This window comes from Microbacterium sp. CnD16-F (genome assembly GCF_024124465.1).
Taxonomy (GTDB): Bacteria; Actinomycetota; Actinomycetes; order Actinomycetales; family Microbacteriaceae; genus Microbacterium; species Microbacterium gawkjiense.
Genome location: NZ_JAMXSA010000054.1, coordinates 1 through 18,076, shown reverse-complemented (window position 1 = coordinate 18,076; position 18,076 = coordinate 1). Strand labels below are relative to the sequence as shown.

At 70.8% G+C, this 18,076-nt stretch carries 16 protein-coding genes and 1 tRNA gene; 8 read left to right on the top strand and 9 right to left on the bottom strand.

Annotated elements, in window-relative coordinates; translation table 11 throughout:
- Positions 1–95: 95 nt before the first annotated feature.
- Entirely contained in the window at positions 96–1,085 is a 990-nt protein-coding gene (locus NH287_RS12605) for a TadA family conjugal transfer-associated ATPase (RefSeq protein ID WP_253035903.1), read from the bottom strand.
- Between the two features lie 365 nt (positions 1,086–1,450).
- Here NH287_RS12605 and acs point away from each other — a divergent pair, with 365 nt between their 5' ends.
- Positions 1,451–3,421 (top strand): acetate--CoA ligase, encoded by a 1,971-nt coding sequence (gene acs, locus NH287_RS12600; protein WP_253035902.1) that lies wholly within the window; start codon positions 1,451–1,453, stop codon positions 3,419–3,421.
- 21 nt (positions 3,422–3,442) lie between these two features.
- Here the strand turns inward: acs and NH287_RS12595 are convergent, their stop codons facing one another.
- Together NH287_RS12595 and NH287_RS12590 are read right to left on the bottom strand one after the other, a co-directional pair.
- On the bottom strand, positions 3,443–3,910 hold the full coding sequence (locus NH287_RS12595; protein WP_253035901.1) for a RidA family protein: 468 nt from the start codon (positions 3,908–3,910) through the stop codon (positions 3,443–3,445).
- Positions 3,910–4,128: a DUF4177 domain-containing protein gene (locus NH287_RS12590; protein ID WP_064003053.1), complete on the bottom strand. Its 219-nt coding sequence runs from the start codon at positions 4,126–4,128 to the stop codon at positions 3,910–3,912. Before NH287_RS12590 ends, NH287_RS12595 begins: the two co-directional genes overlap by 1 nt.
- A 97-nt stretch (positions 4,129–4,225) precedes the next feature.
- Between NH287_RS12590 and NH287_RS12585 the strand changes: the two genes are divergently transcribed.
- From NH287_RS12585 to NH287_RS12570, 4 genes are all read left to right on the top strand, one after another.
- A complete protein-coding gene (locus tag NH287_RS12585; RefSeq protein ID WP_253035900.1) occupies positions 4,226–6,895 on the top strand; it encodes a transglycosylase domain-containing protein in 2,670 nt (889 codons plus the stop codon).
- Positions 6,892–7,860, top strand: coding sequence for a metallophosphoesterase (locus tag NH287_RS12580; RefSeq protein WP_253035899.1), 969 nt, complete (start codon positions 6,892–6,894; stop codon positions 7,858–7,860). Before NH287_RS12585 ends, NH287_RS12580 begins: the two co-directional genes overlap by 4 nt.
- Before the next feature lie 16 nt (positions 7,861–7,876).
- Positions 7,877–7,950 (top strand) — tRNA-Pro (locus NH287_RS12575).
- 86 nt (positions 7,951–8,036) lie between these two features.
- The gene (locus tag NH287_RS12570) at positions 8,037–8,801 is read left to right on the top strand and encodes an HAD-IIB family hydrolase (protein ID WP_253035898.1); all 765 of its coding nucleotides are present in this window, start codon (positions 8,037–8,039) and stop codon (positions 8,799–8,801) included.
- Between the two features lie 6 nt (positions 8,802–8,807).
- On the opposite strand, the gene NH287_RS12565 is transcribed toward NH287_RS12570, so the two are convergent.
- The 4 genes from NH287_RS12565 to sigJ form a co-directional block, all read right to left on the bottom strand.
- A complete protein-coding gene (locus NH287_RS12565) occupies positions 8,808–9,446 on the bottom strand; it encodes a thymidine kinase (protein WP_217530888.1) in 639 nt (212 codons plus the stop codon).
- Between the two features lie 9 nt (positions 9,447–9,455).
- On the bottom strand, positions 9,456–11,006 hold the full coding sequence (locus NH287_RS12560) for a malate:quinone oxidoreductase (RefSeq protein ID WP_253035897.1): 1,551 nt from the start codon (positions 11,004–11,006) through the stop codon (positions 9,456–9,458).
- A gap of 135 nt (positions 11,007–11,141) precedes the next feature.
- The gene (locus tag NH287_RS12555) at positions 11,142–12,212 is read right to left on the bottom strand and encodes an aspartate-semialdehyde dehydrogenase (RefSeq protein ID WP_253035896.1); all 1,071 of its coding nucleotides are present in this window, start codon (positions 12,210–12,212) and stop codon (positions 11,142–11,144) included.
- A 121-nt stretch (positions 12,213–12,333) separates the two neighbouring features.
- Positions 12,334–13,248, bottom strand: coding sequence for an RNA polymerase sigma factor SigJ (gene sigJ, locus NH287_RS12550; protein ID WP_253035895.1), 915 nt, complete (start codon positions 13,246–13,248; stop codon positions 12,334–12,336).
- 52 nt (positions 13,249–13,300) lie between these two features.
- Here sigJ and NH287_RS12545 point away from each other — a divergent pair, with 52 nt between their 5' ends.
- Positions 13,301–14,044 (top strand): SDR family oxidoreductase, encoded by a 744-nt coding sequence (locus NH287_RS12545; protein ID WP_253035894.1) that lies wholly within the window; start codon positions 13,301–13,303, stop codon positions 14,042–14,044.
- Positions 14,045–14,062: 18 nt separating this feature from the next.
- Here NH287_RS12545 and NH287_RS12540 read toward each other — a convergent pair whose 3' ends face one another.
- Positions 14,063–15,349 (bottom strand): aspartate kinase, encoded by a 1,287-nt coding sequence (locus tag NH287_RS12540; protein WP_064003044.1) that lies wholly within the window; start codon positions 15,347–15,349, stop codon positions 14,063–14,065.
- Positions 15,350–15,489: 140 nt separating this feature from the next.
- Here NH287_RS12540 and NH287_RS12535 point away from each other — a divergent pair, with 140 nt between their 5' ends.
- Together NH287_RS12535 and NH287_RS12530 are read left to right on the top strand one after the other, a co-directional pair.
- The gene (locus NH287_RS12535; protein ID WP_253035893.1) at positions 15,490–16,881 is read left to right on the top strand and encodes a threonine/serine exporter ThrE family protein; all 1,392 of its coding nucleotides are present in this window, start codon (positions 15,490–15,492) and stop codon (positions 16,879–16,881) included.
- 21 nt (positions 16,882–16,902) lie between these two features.
- Entirely contained in the window at positions 16,903–17,301 is a 399-nt protein-coding gene (locus tag NH287_RS12530; RefSeq protein ID WP_253035892.1) for a hypothetical protein, read from the top strand.
- On the opposite strand, the gene recR is transcribed toward NH287_RS12530, so the two are convergent.
- Entirely contained in the window at positions 17,302–17,895 is a 594-nt protein-coding gene (gene recR / locus NH287_RS12525) for a recombination mediator RecR (protein ID WP_064003041.1), read from the bottom strand. It lies immediately after the preceding gene.
- Positions 17,896–18,076: the final 181 nt, after the last annotated feature.

Genomic DNA, 18,076 nt, shown 5'->3' with positions numbered 1-18,076 from the left:
GATGCCGGCCTGCAGCAGGACCGCGAGACGCTGGACGACGGCGGCGACCGCTGCCGCGTCGGGTGCCGCCGCGGCATCCGCTCTCCTCCGGCGCCTCACGGGAGGTCCTCCACGCCGAGCCGGTCGCCGCGCACGACGGGACGCGCGATCCCGGTCACGCGCCGCACTCCGTCACGACCCCGCTCGATGTGCACGACCGCGCCGATCGCGCTGGCGGTCTGCCGCGCGAGCGCCCGGTCGTCCATGCCGGCGAGGGCGCCGAGCGCTTCGAGGCGCGCGGGCACGTCGGCGATCCCGCTCGCGTGGACGGTGCCCGCGCCGCCGTCGTGTCCCGTGTTGAGCGCGGTCAGCAGTTCGCGGACCTCCTCACCGCGGCACTCCCCCACCACGAGACGATCCGGCCGCATCCGCAGCGCCTCGCGCAGCAGGCGCCCGAGCGAGATCGCCCCGACGCCCTCGAGGTTCGCCTGCCGCGCCTCGAGGCGGACGTGGTGCGGGTGGGCGATACGCAGCTCCGCGACGTCCTCGATCGTGACGATCCGTTCCGAGACCGGGACCCGCCCGAGGAGCGCTGCGAGCAGCGTCGTCTTACCGGCGCCGGTGGCCCCCGTCACGAGGATGTTCGCCCGCTCGTCGACGAGCCGCTCGAGGCGTGCGCCGGTCGCGGCGTCGAAGGTGCCGCGCCGGCCCAGCTCGTCGAGGTCGGCCATACCCGTCCTGGGCAGACGGATCGAGATCGTCGCGCCCGTGCAGGCGATGGGCGGCAGGACCGCGTGCACCCGCACCCCGTGCTCCCACCGCACGTCGGCACACGGTGTCGCGTCGTCGAGGTGCCGCCCTCCCAGCGCGATCAACCCGACGGCGAGCTCGCGGACGGCCTCCTCGTCGAGGCGCCAGTCCGGGATCCGTTCCGTTCCCCCACCCCGGTCCACGTACAACCCCTGCGTGCCGTTGACGAAGACGTCGGTCACCTCGGGGTCGGCGAGGTAGCGCCGCAGCGGTGCGACGACGGGATGCGGCGGCACCGGGCGCGGCTCGGCGGACGCCGTGCGGCCCCGCGGAGCGACGATGAACGGATGCGGCATGCCCGAGACGCTAGGCGCGGCGACGGGGGCGCCGCGGCGGCCGTCGGGCAGCGGTGGAGGACCGCGTCCGCACTCGAGGTGTGAAGGAATCGGCGCACCCCGCCCGGGAAAAGGAGAAGGGCGGCACCCATTTGGGGGGAAGGGTGCCGCCCACGCGACCGCGCTTCAGGGGGGATCAGCGGGGCCGCGAAGCCGAATCGATGTTCGGGCGTTAACGATCTTACGCTCATCGGCGGAGTGCACGTTCACAGACACTCGATGGTTGCCACGCACCCACTATCGGCGGTAGTAGACGACGACGAGCGATCCTAGAGTGACCGCATCGCAGGACGAGGCCACGACGGCCCGACGCAAAGGAGCGCCGCATGAGCAGCCAGATCGACCACCTCCTCACCGAGACCCGCCGCTTCGCGCCGTCCGCGGAGTTCGCGGCCCAGGCCAACGCCCACGCCGACCTGTACGAGGCCGCCGCGCAGGATCGCGAGGCCTTCTGGGCCGAGCAGGCGCGTGCCCTCCACTGGGACACCCCGTTCACGAAGACCTTGGACTGGTCGAACCCGCCGTTCGCCACCTGGTTCGAGGACGGCGAACTGAACGTCGCCTACAACTGCCTCGACCGGCATGTCGAGGCGGGCCTCGGCGACCGCGTCGCCCTGCTCTGGGAGGGCGAGCCCGGCGACGAGCGCCGGGTGACCTACGCGGAGCTGACCGACGAGGTCAAGCGCCTCGCGAACGTCCTGACCGACCTCGGGGTCGAGGCCGGCGACCGCGTCGCCATCTACCTGCCGATGATCCCCGAGGCCGTCGCCTCGATGCTGGCCGTCGCGCGCATCGGCGCGATCCACTCCGTCGTCTTCGGCGGCTTCTCGGCCGACAGCCTGCGCTCGCGCATCGACGACGCCGGCGCCAAGCTCGTCATCACGAGCGACGGCGGCTACCGCAAGGGCAAGGCCTCGCCCCTCAAGCCCGCCGTCGACCAGGCCCTCGCCGACCGCGGGCACGGTCCGCAGGAGACGGTCGAGCACGTCCTCGTCGTCAAGCGCACCGACACCGAAGTCAGCTGGCAGGACGGGCGCGACCTCTGGTGGCACGACCTCGTGCCCGCGGCATCCGCTGATCACGTCGCGCAGCCGTTCCCGGCCGAGAACCCGCTCTTCATCCTCTACACGTCGGGGACGACCGGAAAGCCGAAGGGCATCCTGCACACGAGCGGCGGCTACCTGACGCAGGCCGCCTTCACGAACAAGGTCGTGCACGACCTGCACGCCGAGACCGACGTCTATTGGTGCACGGCCGACATCGGCTGGATCACGGGACACACCTACGTCACCTACGGTCCGCTCGCCAACGGCGCGACGCAGGTGATCTACGAGGGGACGCCCGACACCCCGCATCCGGGCCGCTGGTGGGAGATCGTCGCGAAGTACGGCGTGACGATCCTCTACACGGCCCCGACGGCGATCCGGTCGTTCATGAAGCTCGGCCGCAGCATCCCCGAGCAGCACGACCTGTCCTCGCTGCGCCTGCTCGGCAGCGTGGGCGAGCCCATCAACCCCGAGGCGTGGATGTGGTACCGCCACGTCATCGGCGGCGACACGGCGCCGATCGTCGACACATGGTGGCAGACCGAGACGGGCGCGATCATGGTGTCGGCGCTCCCCGGCGTCACCGAGACGAAGCCGGGCAGCGCGCAGGTGCCCCTCCCGGGCATCAGCCTCGACGTCGTCGACGAGAAGGGCGACGTCGTCGGCAACGGCAACGGCGGCCTCCTCGTCCTCACCGAGCCGTGGCCGAGCATGCTGCGCGGCATCTGGGGCGACCCCGAGCGGTTCAAGGAGACCTACTGGGACAAGTTCGCCGACCTCGGCTACTACTTCGCCGGCGACGGGGCTCGCCTCGACGAAGACGGGGACGTCTGGTTCCTCGGCCGCGTCGACGACGTCATGAACGTCTCGGGACATCGGTTGTCGACGACCGAGATCGAATCGGCCCTCGTCGGCAACGAGGCAGTCGCCGAGGCCGCAGTTGTCGGCGCGTCCGATGAGACGACCGGCCAGGCGGTGGTGGCGTTCTGCGTCATCAAGGAGTCGTACATCAAGGCGAATCCGCTCGAGGGCCTCGTCGACACGCTGCGCGTGTGGGTCGGCGAGCAGATCGGCCCCATCGCGAGGCCGCGCGACGTCTACATCGTCACGGAACTCCCCAAGACCCGCAGCGGCAAGATCATGCGCCGCCTGCTGCGCGACGTGGCGGAAGGGCGCGAGGTGGGTGACACCACGACCCTCGCCGACACGATGGTCATGTCGACGATCAAGGGGCAGGTCACGAAGAAGTAGCGCGGCCGGCGGCCCGGTCGATCAGGCGTGCGAGAACACGACCTCGACTTCGACCGGGCTGTCCAGCGGCAGCACGGGCACACCGACGGCGGAGCGCGCGTGACGGCCGGCGTCGCCGAAGATCTCGCCCAGCACGCTGCTCGCGCCGTTGATCACGACGGGCTGGCCGGTGAACTCGGGGACGGATGCCACGAATCCCGTCACCTTCAAGACGCCGGTCAGCCGGTCGACACCGCCCACAGCGGCCGCGGCGGCGGCGATGGCGTTGAGCGCGCACTGGCGCGCGAGCGCGGCGGCGTCGTCCGCGGAGACGAGGCCCTCACCCTCGCCCACCTTCCCGGTGGCCGGGAGCGCGCCGTCGACCATGGGGAGCTGCCCCGCCGTGTAGACGAGGTCGCCGTGCACCTTGGCCGGGATGTACGCGGCCAGCGGCGGGACGACCGAGCCGAGCTCGATGCCCAGCTCGGCCAGTCGCGCGGAGATCGACATCAGCCCTGCCCGAACTGCCGGGCGGCCTGAGCCGCGGCATCCAGTCCGGCGTTGGCGGAGCCGTCGCCGCCCGAGGGGCGCTTGAAGTAGCCGACGAGGCCACCCTCGGGGCCGGTCACCACCTGCACGAGCTCCCACCCCTGCTTGCCCCAGTTGTTGAGGATCGCGGCGGTGTTGTGGATGAGCAGGGGCGTGGTCATGTACTCCCACGTGGTCATGCGGTGCTCCCGGAGGTCGAGGCGGGGCGGCCCTGACGGGCGCGACGACGGGAGCGTCACCGAGGCGTCACCCAGCTATCTCCCTTACGATCAGCCTATGCCCCACTCGAAACGCACGGCCACCGGTGTGCTCGGAGGCCTGTTGGGCCTCATCGGTCTGAGCACTGTGGCCGCTCTCCTCGTCACGGCGACCATCACTCCCGCGATCGCCGTCTCCGGCTACGCCGCGACGAGCGCGATCAAGATGTTCGAGAACATGCCGAGCTACCTCAAGATCGAGAAGCTCATGCTGCCGACGACGATCTACGCGAAGGACGACGAGGGCAAGGACGTCAAGCTCACCGAGTTCTACGATCAGAACCGCATCCCGGTCACCTTCGACCAGGTGAACCCGGTGATGTACGACGCGATCCTCTCGAGTGAGGACAAGAACTTCTACACGCACGGCGGCATCGACCTTCTCGGCACGCTGAGCGCCCTCGCCCGCAACGCGAGCTCCGGCTCGAACCGCGGTGGATCCTCGATCACCCAGCAGTACGTCAAGAACGTCCTGCAGCAGACCTGCGAGGCCAAGGCCGTCAGCACGGAGGAGGTTCAGGCCTGCTTCAAGGAGTCGACCGCGAACCGGGGCACGGAGGGCTACCAGCGCAAGATCCAGGAGATGCGCTACGCCATCCAGCTGGAGAAGGAGTACTCGAAGGACGACATCCTCCTCGGCTACCTGAACATCGCGCACTTCGGCGGGACTGTCTATGGCATCGGCGCGGCCGCGCGGCACTACTTCGACACCACGCCCGACAAGCTGACCATCGGTCAGGCGGCAGTGATCGCCGGCATGGTGCAGGAGCCCAACACGCTGCGCATCGACCGGCCCGACGGCTCGACGACGACCAGCGACGGCACTCCTGTCAACGGCGCCGGTGACGGTTACAAGCTCAGCAAGGCGCGTCAGGTCTACGTCCTGAACCGCCTGCTCGAGGACAAGAAGATCACGCAAGCGGAGCACGACGAAGCCGTGGCCGCCCCCCTCGAGCCGAAGATCACCTCGCGCCCGCAGGGCTGCTCGGAGGCGAAGGGCGCCGAGTTCTTCTGCGCCTACGTGACGTCGATCATCCGCAGCGACCCCGCATTCGGCGAGGAACCGAACGACCGCATCGCGGCTCTCCGCCGCGGCGGCCTGAGCGTCTACACCACGCTCGACGTGTCCCTTCAGGACGCCGCCAACGAGGCGATCTCCGTCGTCCCCTCCCACGTCGACTACATGGACCTCGGGGCCTCCGGCGTCCAGGTCGAGGTGGGGACGGGTCGTGTGCTGTCGATGGTGCAGAACCGCCCGTGGGCGGATCAGGCCGATGACAAGACGACCACCCAGGTCAACTACAACGTCCCCGCGCGCAACGGCGGCGGGGGTCACTCGGCCGGATCGACGTACAAGGTGTTCAGCCTCATCAACTGGATGCAGCAGGGTCACTCGGTCAACGAGATGCTCAACGGACGCGTCGGCACCAAGACGGTGCAGACGTGCGACGGTGCGACACAGACCGTCTACACCGGTGAGGGCACCGGACCCGACGGCCAGCCCCGCATCGGCAACTTCGAGGGCAACCGGGGCTACACCGGCACCGTCGCCCGCTTCACGAAGGACTCGCTGAACTCCGGCTTCCTGACCATGGCGGAGAAGATCCCGGTCTGCACGACGAACAAGGTGGCCGGCGACCTGGGCGTGACGCTCGGCAACGGCCAGCCGCTCGACCAGAACAACAACCCCTACGACGTCCTCGGCTCGCAGGATGTCGCGCCCATCGACATGGCGAACGCGTACGCCGCGATCGCCTCGAACGGCACGCTCTGCGCCGCGAAGGCCATCGACCGCGTCGTCGACGCGGACGGCGAGGAGCAGCCGATCCCCGACACGAAGTGCGAGCGCAAGCTCAGCGAGGACGTCGCGGCAACTGCGGCCTACGTCCTGCAGAGCGTGATGACCGGGAGCGGAACCGGTAGCGGTGCGCGCACGTTCGACGGTGTTCCGATCTTCGGCAAGACCGGCATCCACCAGTTCCTCCACACCTGGATGATCGGCTCGAGCACCGAGGTCACCACCGCGGTCTGGGTCGGCAACGTCAAGGGCCAGGAGCGCCTCGAGAACCACTACGAGAGCGGCTACCGCCTCTCCCGCATCCGCAACTCGATCTGGCCCGCCATGCAGCGCGCCGCGAACGAGGAGTTCGGTGGCTCGAAGTTCCCCGAGCCCTCCGCGGAGCTCACCAAGCGCAGCTACGCGCGGCTGCCGAGCGTCATCGGCCTCGACGTCGACGCCGCGACCGACCGGATCGAGGACGCCGGCTTCAGCGTCGTCGTCGGCGAGCCCGTGTCCTCGCCCGAGGCCGAGGGCACGATCGTGTCGCAGACGCCCGGCGCGGGCCGCGTCGTCTCGGGCACGACGGTCACCATCAACCCGAGTGACGGCGAAGGCGTCGTGGTCCCGGGCGTGAGCGGCACCCCGGAGCAGGCAGCGCGCGCCCTCTCCGACGCCGGCTTCCGTAACGTCGCGCAGACGTGCGAGGACGACGACGGGGCGCCCGCAAAGGGCGTTGTCACCGGCACCGATCCCGCCGCCGGCGAGACCGTGAGCCGCGACACCACGATCACCATTGAGTACCAGTCCTCCGACTGCGACGGCAACGGTGACGGCGACCGTGACGGCGGCGGCGACGGGGGCGGCGGCAACGGCCGCGGCAACGGTCCCGGCAACGGCAACGGTCCGTGAGGCCCGCCGGTCACACCGCCCTCACCGCGCTCGGCGCGGTGGGGGCGGTCGGCGTCGCCGCCGGCGTCTGGGGCGTCGGGATCGAGCGGTACCTCTTCACGCTCCGGCGTCATGAGCTGACCGTCCTGCCGCCGGGGAGCCCCTCGGTCACCGTCCTCCACCTGTCCGACGCCCACATGGCGCCGTGGCAGCACCGAAAGCAGCGCTGGATCGCCGACATCGCCGACCGCATCCAACCCGACCTCGTCGTGAACACGGGCGACAACCTGGGGCACGTCGACGGTCTGCGCGGCATCCGGGCGGCGTTCGCGCCCCTCCGCGGCGTACCCGGGTTCTTCGTGCACGGGTCGAACGACAAGGTCGCCCCCAGCGCCCGCAACCCGCTCAAATACCTCTTCGGCCCGTCTGGACCGCAGAACCACGAGTCCTTCACTCCGTCGCTCGACACCGACGCCCTCGACGACTACCTGACGGGCCTCGGCGAGACGCTCATCGACAACACCGCCGCGAGCATCCGCGTCGGCGGTGTCCGCATCGACGGCTTCGGGGTCGACGACGCGCACCGCGACTTCGACGACCTCGACGCCTCCATCGACGCGCTCCGTGCCCTCGGCGCCGGCGCAGACGTCCGCCTGGGGGTCACGCACGCTCCCTACCGACGGGTGCTGGACGCGTTCACGGATGCCGGTGCCGACCTCCTCATCGGCGGGCACACGCACGGCGGCCAGGTCCGCATCCCCTTCTCGAAGAAGGCGCTCGTGTCGAACTGCGACATCCCGCTTGAGAAGGCGCGCGGGCTCAGCTCGTGGACGCACGACGGACGCACGGTGCCGCTGAACGTCAGCGCCGGCCTCGGCCACTCGATCTACGCACCCGTGCGTTTCGCGTGCCGACCCGAGGCATCCGTCCTCGTCCTCCGCGCCCGACGCGCCGACGATTCGCCCGAGGGGCGGTCGGCAGGGTAAGCTTGGAGGGTTGCCACGGGGTGTGGCGCAGCTTGGTAGCGCGCGTCGTTCGGGACGACGAGGCCGCAGGTTCAAATCCTGTCACCCCGACCGCAGAGAGGCTCCGCCGGATTCCGGCGGGGCCTTTCGCATCCCTCCTCGGAGGGGCCATCGCACCTCCCACCGAACGGAGTCCCATGACCTCTCCCCGCCTCGTGGCCTTCGACCTCGACGACACGCTCGCACCCTCCAAGAGCGCCATCGATCCGCGGATCGGCGAGCAGCTGCTGAGCCTCGCGGAGCGCGTCGAGGTCGCGATCATCTCGGGTGGCCAGCTGCAGCAGTTCCGCTCGCAGGTCGTCGAGCGCCTGCCCGAAGCGGATGCCGGCCTGCTGGCGCACATCCACCTGATGCCCACGTGCGGCACGCAGTACTACCGCCTCACCGCGGACGGCATCGAGACGGTCTACGCCCTCTCCCTCACCGACGACGAGAAGTCGCGCGCCCTCGCTGCGGTCGAGGAGGAGGCCAGGCGCCTCGGCCTCTGGGAGAGTGAGACGTGGGGCCCCATCCTCGAGGACCGCGGCTCCCAGATCACGTTCTCGGCCCTCGGCCAGTCGGCGCCCCTCGATGCCAAGACCGCGTGGGATCCGACGGGCGAGAAGAAGAACGCACTGCGCGACGCGGTGGCCGCCCGCATCCCGGACCTCGAGGTCCGCTCCGGCGGGTCCACCTCGGTCGACATCACGCACCGGGGCATCGACAAGGCCTACGGCATGCGCAAGCTGGCCGAGCAGACCGGCATCCCCCTCGACGACATGCTGTTCGTGGGCGACCGCCTCGACGAGCACGGCAACGACTACCCCGTCCTCGCGATGGGCGTGACCTGCCACGCCGTCGAGGGCTGGGAGGACACTGCCGCCTACCTCGACGAGCTGATCCCGACCCTGCCGGCCCGCTGAGCCGCCTCAGCGCAGCCTGCCGCCCGACTCGCGCAGGTAGCACCGGGCGCACATCGACTCGTACGTGACGCGGTCGGGTGAGAGCTCGTCGATCGCGACCTGGTCACCGTCGAAGACGAACCGCCCGCCCACGAGGCGCGCGTTGAACAGCGCCTTGCTGCCGCAGCGGCAGATGGTCTTCAGCTCTTCCAGGCTGTGGGCGAGTTCCATGAGTCGCGCCGAGCCCGGGAATGCCCGCGTCTGGAAGTCGGTGCGGATGCCGTAGGCGAGGACGGGGATGCCGTCGTTCACCGCGATCCGCAGCAGGTCGTCGATCTGATCGGGCACGAGGAACTGGGCCTCGTCGATCAGCAGGCACGCGACGTCGGTGCGCGTGTCGGGGACGAGCGCCGCCTCGGCCTCGAGCTGCACCCGCCGGCGATGCTCCGCGAACAGCGCGCGGGCGTCGTCGTCCGGCCCGATGAGGAAGTCGACCTTGCGCTCGACGCCCAGCCGGCTGGAGATCTGGTCAGCGCCCTTGGTGTCGATCTCGGGCTTGGCCAGCAGCACGTGCTGCCCGCGCTCCTCGTAGTTGAAGGCGGCCTGCAGCAGCGCCGTCGACTTGCCCGAGTTCATCGCGCCGTAGCGGAAGTAGAGCTTCGCCACGGATGCGTCTCAGGCGTTGATCTTGAGGGCAGCCGCGGTCGTCCGCAGGATCTCGCGCGCCGTCTCCGGTGCGTCGTTGAGCGTCCGACCGTACGTGGGGATGAGCTCCTTGAGGGTCGGCTCCCACGCCGGCAGGCGGTCGGCGAAGCAGGTCTTCAGCAGACCCAGCATGATCGACGCGGCCGTGGAGGCGCCCGGCGAAGCGCCCAGCAGTCCTGCGATGGAGCCGTCGGCGGAGCTGACGACCTCGGTGCCGAACTGCAGCACGCCGCCCTTCTTCGGGTCCTTCTTCATGACCTGCGCGCGCTGACCGGCCTGCAGGAGCTGCCAGTCCTCATCGCGAGCGCTGGGCATGAAGTCGCGGAGCGAGTCGACCTTCTTCGCGTGACCCTTGAGGAGCTCGCTGACGAGGTACTTGATGAGACCGGGGTTGTCGATCGCGACCTTGAGCATCGGGAGGATGTTGCCGGGGCGCACCTGGGCGATGATGTCGGTCATCCGCCCGTTCTTGAGGAACTTCGGGCTGAAGGTCGCGAACGGGCCGAACAGCAGCGACGCCTCGCCGTCGACGACGCGGGTGTCGAGGTGCGGCACCGACATGGGCGGGGCACCCACCGATGCCTGCGAGTACACCTTCGCCTTGTGCTGCGCGACGAGCTCGGGTTTCGAGGTCTTCAGCCACTGGCCGCCGATCGGGAAGACCCCGTAGCCCGAGATCTCGGGGATGCCGGAGCGCTGCAGGAGCTTGATGGCCCAGCCGCCGGCGCCCACGAAGACGAACCGCGCCCGCACCTTGCCGGGAGTGCGCCCGACGGTGCGGCGGTAGGTGACCTCCCACGTGCCGTCCTTCTGACGCTTCAGGTCGCGCACCTCGCGGTTGGTCTCGACGTCGACGCCCTGCGCGGCGAGATGCTCGAACAGCTGACGGGTGAGGGAACCGAAGTCGACGTCGGTGCCCGCCGGGACACGCGTGGCCGCGAAGGGCTCACCCTTGCGGCGCTGCTGCATGAGCAGCGGGGCCCACTGGTTGATGACGCGGGAGTCCTCGGAGTACTCGATGCCGGCGAACAGCGGCTGTTTCTTGAGCACCTCGTAGCGCTTCTTGAGGAACGCGACATCCTTCTCGCCGCGGACGAAGGTCATGTGCGGCGTCGCGTTGATGAACGTCGACGGCTCGTCGAGCACACCGCGCTCGACGAGGGCGCTCCACAGCTGCCGGGACTGCTGGAACTGCTCGTTGATCCCGATCGCCTTCGCCGGGTCGATCGTGCCGTCGGGTCCTTCGGGCGTGTAGTTCAGCTCGCAGAGGGCCGCGTGGCCCGTACCCGCGTTGTTCCACGCGTTGGAGGACTCCTGCGCGACCTCGGAGAGACGCTCGAACACGCCGATCTTCCAGTCCGGCTCGAGCTGCTGCAGCAGGGTGCCGAGCGTGGCGCTCATGATGCCGCCGCCGATCAGCAGGGCGTCGTACACCTCCGTCGGACTCACTGCTGCGGGGCTGCTCGCGGCGGCGTCCTCAACGGCGTGATCGTCTGCTCCGGGATTGTCAGTCACGGTCATCCAGTCTACGTTGCCCGACCACCGGCGATCTCCGTCGGGGCGCCCCCGGCGGTGCAGGAAACACGCTTCTTTCCCCAGGTGAAACACGGATGCCGGGTGCCGCCGCGCGGGGACGGGGGCACCCGGCATCCGCCCTCAGACGCGGGCGGTCAGGTTCGCGGCGACGAGCTCGGCGATCTGGACCGCATTCAGAGCGGCCCCCTTGCGGAGGTTGTCGTTGCTGATGAACAGGAGGAGGCCCTTACCCTCGGGCGCGGACTGGTCGGCCCGGATGCGGCCGACGAGGCTCGGGTCGGCGCCGGCGGCGGCGAGGGGGGTCGGCACGTCGGCGAGGGCGACCCCCGCGGCGTCGGCGAGGACCTCTCGCGCACGGGCGGGCGTGATGTCGCGCGCGAACTCGGCGTGGATCGACAGCGAGTGGCCCGTGAAGACGGGGACGCGGACGCAGGTCCCGGCGACGCGGAGGTCGGGAAGCTCGAGGATCTTGCGGCTCTCGTTGCGGAGCTTCTTCTCCTCGTCGGTCTCGCCCTCGCCGTCGTCGACGAGGTTGCCGGCGAAGGGGATGACGTTGAACGCGATGGGGGCGACGTACTTCTGCGGCGCCGGGAACTCGACGGCGGCGCCGTCGTGGACGAGACCGATCGCGCCGCCCTGGCCGACCACCGACTCCACCTGGCCGAGCAGTTCCTCGGCCCCCGCCAGACCCGAGCCCGACACCGCCTGGTAGGTGCTGACGGTCAGGCGGACGAGCCCGGCTTCGACGTGCAGGGGCTTGAGCACGGGCATGGCGGCCATGGTCGTGCAGTTCGGGTTGGCGATGATGCCTTTGGGCAGATCCTCGATCGCGTGCGGGTTGACCTCGCTGACGACGAGCGGGACCTCGGGGTCCATCCGCCAGGCGCTCGAGTTGTCGATGACGACGGCGCCCGCCTCGGCGAACCGCGGCGCGTGGGCGCGCGAGCCCGTCGCGCCGGCCGAGAACAGCGCGATCTGGATGCCGGCGGGGTCGGCCGTCGTGACGTCCTCGACGACGATCTCGCGGCCGTCGACCTCGATCGTCGAGCCGGCCGAGCGGGCCGTCGCGAACAGGCGGAGCTCACGGATCGGGAACGCGCGCTCGACGAGGATGTCGCGCATCACCGTCCCGACCTGGCCGGTGGCGCCGACGACGGCGACGGAGAATCCCGAATCGGAGAAGACGGTCATGGTGCGGTTCCTCGGGGGTGCGGCGCCGCGCGACGAGGCGTCGCGACAGGGCGCAGGAGAGCGGGTTCCGGCGATTCTACCGGCGCCGCGGGTGCCGTGATACGCATGTGTCGCCCGGGCGTCACACCCAGGCGCGCAGCTTGCCGGGGTGGCGCATCATCCAGACGTCCGTGATCCGCTGGCCGTCGGTCGCGAACGTCACGACCGCGGCGACGGCGCCGCCCAGGCGTATCACGAAACCGAGGCCGTCGCCGGTGACCGCCGGCTCGTACACCGCCGCGGGCTGCTTCTGAGCCAGCCCGAGCAGGAACCGCGCGACGTGGTCGGCACCGCGCACCGGCCGCCTGGCCGCGGAGACGACCCCGCCGCCGTCCGAGACGAGGACGACGTCGGGCGCGAGCACGCGGACGAGGGCGTCGAGCCGCCCCGTCGCACTCGCGGCGGCGAACGCGGCCACGACCTCGTCGTGCCGGCTGCGCGGGACGGTGGCCCCCGGGCGGCGGCCGACGTGACGACGAGCGGATGCCGCCAGCTGTCGGCACGCGGCGGGCGAACGCCCCAGCACCTCGGCGATTTCCCCGAACCGCACCGTGAACACCTCGTGCAGCACGAACGCCACGCGCTCGGCCGGGGTGAGGGTCTCGAGGACGAGCAGGAGCGCCGTCGAGACGCTCTCCGCTCCGGCGGCGGCATCGGCGGGGTCGCCGCCGGCGGACTCGGCGGGGACCGGCTCGGGGAGCCACTCCCCCACGTAGATCTCATGGCGCGCCCGCGCCGAGCCGAGCACGTCGAGGCAGATCCGACCCGTCACCCGCATGAGCCAGCCCGCGGGGTTCGCGATCTCCGCCCGCTCGGTGTCGTTAAGGCGCACCCAGCGGACGTACGCCTCCTGCACGGCGTCCTCGGCCTCGGCGAGCGTCCCGAGCATGCGATGGGCCGCGGCGACGAGGATGCGGCGGTGCGCGTCGGCCTCGCCGGCCGCGGCATCCGGTCGCGTCGCGGCATCCGTCATCGCGATCTCCGTCCCCGGCCTCACATTCACGGAGGCTGCGTCGTCACCACAGTGACACACCTTCGGAAGGGGAGAGATGAAGATCGCAGTGGCAGGCGGAACGGGCACCGTCGGACGACTCGTGGTGGAGCGGGTGCGCGCAGCGGGGCACGAGCCCGTCGTCCTCTCGCGGGCGGCGGGGGTCGATCTGCGCGACCGCGCGGCGACCGATCGCGCGCTGGTGGGCGTCGGGGCCCTGATCGACGCGGCCAGCGTCGGGACCACCCGGGCGGCGACGTCGACGGAGTTCTTCCGCGCCGCCTCCGGGACGCTCCTCGCGGCGGCCCGGGCGGCTGGTGTGGCGCACGCGGTGCTGCTGTCGATCGTCGGGATCGACCGCAACCCGAACGGCTACTACGCCGGCAAGGTCGTGCAGGAGGAGCTGTTCGAACACGGCACGGTGCCCTGGACGATCCTGCGGGCGACGCAGTTCCACGAGTTCGCCGGGCAGGTGGCGTCGCAGGCACGACTGGGGCCGCTGCAGCTGGCTCCGCGCGCCCGCGTGCAGCCGGTCGCGGCCGCCGAGGTCGCGGCGCGACTGGTCGCCCTCGCCGTCTCGGGACCGCAGGGACGTGCGGCGGACCTCGCGGGGCCCCGCGAGGAACGCCTCGAGCGCATGATCCGGGCGTGGGTGCGTCGGGACGGCTCGCGGACCCCCGTCATCCCCGTCGGCATCCCGGGGGCGCAGATGCGCGGCATGCGCGCCGGGCTGAACCTGCCGGCCGCGGGGGCGAGGCTCGCCGGGCCGACCTTCGACGACTGGCTCGCCGCGCAGGGATGAAGCCCGGCGGGGTCGTCGTCAGCGGCCGGTGCCGGCGTGGACGACGGCCTCGGTGTCGCCGTCGAGACCGTACGCGGTGTGCACGACACGCGCCGCCTCGGCGAGGTCGTCACCGCGGACGACGACCGAGATGCGGATCTCGGAGGTCGAGATCATCTCGATGTTGACGCCCGTCGTCGACAGCGCCTCGAACAGGGTCGCCGAGACGCCCGAGTGGGTGCGCATGCCGGCGCCGACGACCGACAGCTTGCCGATCTGGTCGTCGTGGACGAGCTTGTCGAAGCCGACCGAGCCCTGCTCGACCGACAGGGCGCGCAGAGCCGTCGACGCCTCTGCCTTGGGCAGGGTGAACGAGATGTCGGTGCGCCCGGTGGCGGCGGCCGACACGTTCTGGACGATCATGTCGACGTTCGCGCCGGACTTCGCGACGATCTTGAAGATCTCGGCGGCCTTGCCGGGGACGTCGGGCACGCCGACGACGGTGATCTTGGCCTGGCTGAGGTCGGTGGCGACACCGGTGACGATGGGCTCTTCCATCTCTTCTCCCTCTTCGTGGTCGGGGGCGGTCATCCCCGGACCGAGAACGTACGTGCCGACACCCGAGCTGAAGGTCGAGCGGGCGTGGATCATGACGCCGTGACGGCGGGCGAACTCGACGGCGCGGATGTAGAGCACCTTCGCGCCGTTGGCGGCGAGCTCGAGCATCTCCTCGGATTGGACCGTCGCAAGCTTGCGGGCCTTCGGCACGACGCGCGGGTCGGCGGTGAAGATGCCGTCGACGTCGCTGTAGATCTCGCAGACGTCGGCGTTCAGGGCGGCGGCCAGCGCGACGGCGGTGGTGTCGGAGCCGCCGCGGCCGAGCGTCGTGATGTCGCGGGTGTCGCGGCTGAACCCCTGGAAGCCGGCGACGATGACGATCGCGCCCTCGTCGAGCGCCTCACGGACCCGGACGGGGGTGACGTCGACGATGCGGGCGGCGCCGTGCGAGCTGTCGGTGATCATGCCGGCCTGGCTGCCCGTGAACGAGCGCGCCTCGAAGCCCATGGAGTTGATCGCCATCGCGAGCAGCGCCATCGAGATGCGCTCACCGCTGGAGAGCAGCATGTCGAGCTCGCGCGGAGCGGGCAGCGGTGAGACCTGCGAGGCGAGGTCGAGCAGCTCGTCGGTCGTGTCACCCATCGCGCTCACGGCGACGACGACGTCGTGACCGGCGCGGCGGGCGTCGACGATGCGCTTCGCGACGCGACGGATGCTCTCGGCGTCGGCGACGGACGAACCGCCGTACTTCTGGACGATCAGGGCCATGGTCGGATACTCCCGGGTGGATGCCGGCGCAGCCGGCGGGCGGAGACTCACGCCCGCCGTCCATCCTACGGAGCGGCCCGTACCGCGACAGCCATGTGACGCGGGCGGACCGCCGGGAGGGCTCATTTAGGCTGGATCCCATGGGACGACGCCAGCTCTTCACGTCGCTGCAGGCCCTCGTCCGCACTCCCGAGAGCTCGGCTCCGCACACCGAGATGCTGCCCGTCATCGACGACGCGTTCGCGGTCGGGGTGCTCGATCTGGCCATCCGTATCGGCGAGTCCATGCTCGCCTCGGGCGCCCCCGCGAGCGAGGTGACGCTCACGATCGTCCGGGTCGCCGGGGTGTACGGCCTCGACCCCGTGCACGTCGACGTCAGCTACAACTCGATCACCGTCGCGCATCACCGCAGCGGCGCCGACCGTCCGATCACGCTCATGCGCGTCGTGCGGAGCCAGGCCCCCGACCACGCCCGTTTGCAGCGGCTGCAGGCCCTCGTCGCGGCGATCCGGAACGGGATGCCGCTGGAGTCCGCGCGCGCCGAGTTCCGGATCGTGCGCCGCACCCCCTTCGCCTATCACCCGCCGGTCATCGTCGGGGCGCAGGCGCTGCTCGCCGTCGGCGTCGCCCTCATGTTCGGCGCGAACTGGCTGGTCATCCTGCTCTCCTTCATCGCGGCGGCGGGGGCGGCGATCACGCAGTTCCTCCTCGGCCGCGCGCACGTCCCGTTCTTCTTCAGCCAGGTCGCCGGCGCCTTCGTCCTGACCCTCATCGCCGCCGTCGCCCCGCGCCTCGAGGCGACGGGATGGATGGCGGCGCAGGACATCCGACCGTCGGTCATCGTCGCCTCCGGCATCGTGCTCATGCTCGCGGGGCTCACCGTCGTGGGCGCCGCGCAGGACGCGATCGACGGCTTCGCGCTCACGGCGACCGGCCGCATCCTCGAACTCACGACCCAGACCCTGGGTGTCGTCCTGGGCATCCTCGCGGGACTCGAGACGGCGCGCGTCGTCGGGGCGGGGATGGACGCCCCGAACGACCCGCTGCCGTTCGGGCCGATCCCCCTGCAGTTCGCGGGCGCCGCGCTCATCGCCGTCTCGGTCACGATCTACAACGGCGCCGGGCTCCGGGTCGTCGCGGTCAGCGTGGCCCTGAGCGTCGTCGCCTGGGCGGGCTACACCGCGGCATCCGCCCTCGGCTTCGAAACCGCGGCCGCCAGCGGTGTGGGCGCGTTCGTGGGAAGCCTCATCGGCATCCTCGCCGCCTACAAGCTGCACGTGCCGTCGGTGGCGATCACGACGGCGGCGATCCTGCCGATGGTGCCCGGCGCGGCCGTGTTCCGCGGCCTCCTCGGCGTCGTCGAGTCCGGGCAGAGCACCGTGACGCTGCTCATGGGCTTCACGACCCTCGCCTCGGCGGCGACCGTCGGGATCGCGCTGGCCGTCGGCGCGTCGCTCGGCATCTACGTCGGTCAGCCGCTGCGCGCGACGCTCGGCACCGTCATCCGCGCCCGCGCGCGCGAGCGGTCCTGAGCTCTCCCCTAGGCTCTCCGCATGAGCTCTGCGAGTGACGCGATCTGGAACCGGGCCGTCGATTTCGACGCCGCCGCGACGCTGGCGGGCGACCTCGCCGCCCGACGGGTCCTCACCTTCCACGGAATGGTCCAGAACGGCGGATTCTGGTACGCGATCGAGGTGCACTCGACCGATGACGAGTTCCCCCTGAACGCGATCGCCGACGGCTACCGCACCCTCGGACTCGAAGCGACCGCCGAGTCCGTGGACCGAGCAGCGTCCGAGTACGACGAGACGGCGGGGATCGGCGACGAAGAGGCGTGGGGCGAGGCCGAGGAGCGTGTGAACGGCGAGTACCGCATCGAGGACGAGGACATCCTCGCGGCCATCGAGCGCACGCTCGCCCAGGAGCCGGAGCTGTTCGCGCCCACCGACTGACTAGACCGCGCGGCGGCCTTCGAAGGCACGCCCGAGGGTGACCTCGTCGGCGTACTCGAGGTCTCCGCCGACCGGGAGTCCCGACGCGAGCCGGGTCACCCGGATCTCGAGGGTGTGGAGCAGGCGGCTCAGGTAGGTCGCGGTCGCCTCGCCCTCGAGGTTCGGGTTGGTCGCGAGGATCACCTCGGTGACGGTGCCGTCGGCGAGGCGCTGCATGAGCTGCGCGATGCGGAGGTCGTCGGGACCGATACCCGCCATGGGGCTGATCGAGCCGCCGAGCACGTGGTACAGCCCCCGGAACTCGCGGGTGCGCTCGATCGCCGAGACGTCCTTCGCGTCTTCGACGACGCAGATGAAGGTGCGGTCGCGACGGGGGTCACGGCAGATGGAGCACTGCGTCTGCTCCGACACGTTGCCGCAGATCTCGCAGAACCGCACCCGCTCACGCAGCTCGGACAGCAGCTGCGCGAGCCGGGAGACGTCGAAGGACGGCGTCTGCAGGATGTGGAAGGCGATGCGCTGCGCCGACTTCGGGCCGATGCCGGGAAGGCGGCCGAACTCGTCGATCAGGTCTTGGACGATGCCGTCGTACATGGGTCAGTTGAACCTCGTCGGCGGCGTGTACGGCTCCTCGCGGATGAACCGGGCGCCGAGCAGTTGTCGGACCGCCGCCTCGCCGACCCGCTCGATGCCGCCCGGGCGCGGCGCCCGCGTCGGCTCGGCGGCGAGCCGCGTGGGCGGCGGGGTGTGGACCGGGACGGGCGCGTCGGCATCC

Coding starts and splice junctions, on each gene's coding strand:
- acs (WP_253035902.1), top strand. CDS start 1,451: ATGAGCAGCCAGATCGACCACCTCCTCACCGAGACCCGCCGCTTCGCG.
- NH287_RS12570 (WP_253035898.1), top strand. CDS start 8,037: ATGACCTCTCCCCGCCTCGTGGCCTTCGACCTCGACGACACGCTCGCA.
- NH287_RS12560 (WP_253035897.1), bottom strand. CDS start 11,006: ATGACCGTGACTGACAATCCCGGAGCAGACGATCACGCCGTTGAGGAC.
- NH287_RS12595 (WP_253035901.1), bottom strand. CDS start 3,910: ATGTCGATCTCCGCGCGACTGGCCGAGCTGGGCATCGAGCTCGGCTCG.
- NH287_RS12540 (WP_064003044.1), bottom strand. CDS start 15,349: ATGGCCCTGATCGTCCAGAAGTACGGCGGTTCGTCCGTCGCCGACGCC.
- NH287_RS12605 (WP_253035903.1), bottom strand. CDS start 1,085: ATGCCGCATCCGTTCATCGTCGCTCCGCGGGGCCGCACGGCGTCCGCC.
- NH287_RS12555 (WP_253035896.1), bottom strand. CDS start 12,212: ATGACCGTCTTCTCCGATTCGGGATTCTCCGTCGCCGTCGTCGGCGCC.
- NH287_RS12535 (WP_253035893.1), top strand. CDS start 15,490: ATGGGACGACGCCAGCTCTTCACGTCGCTGCAGGCCCTCGTCCGCACT.
- NH287_RS12585 (WP_253035900.1), top strand. CDS start 4,226: ATGCCCCACTCGAAACGCACGGCCACCGGTGTGCTCGGAGGCCTGTTG.
- NH287_RS12590 (WP_064003053.1), bottom strand. CDS start 4,128: ATGACCACGTGGGAGTACATGACCACGCCCCTGCTCATCCACAACACC.
- NH287_RS12530 (WP_253035892.1), top strand. CDS start 16,903: ATGAGCTCTGCGAGTGACGCGATCTGGAACCGGGCCGTCGATTTCGAC.
- recR (WP_064003041.1), bottom strand. CDS start 17,895: ATGTACGACGGCATCGTCCAAGACCTGATCGACGAGTTCGGCCGCCTT.
- NH287_RS12545 (WP_253035894.1), top strand. CDS start 13,301: ATGAAGATCGCAGTGGCAGGCGGAACGGGCACCGTCGGACGACTCGTG.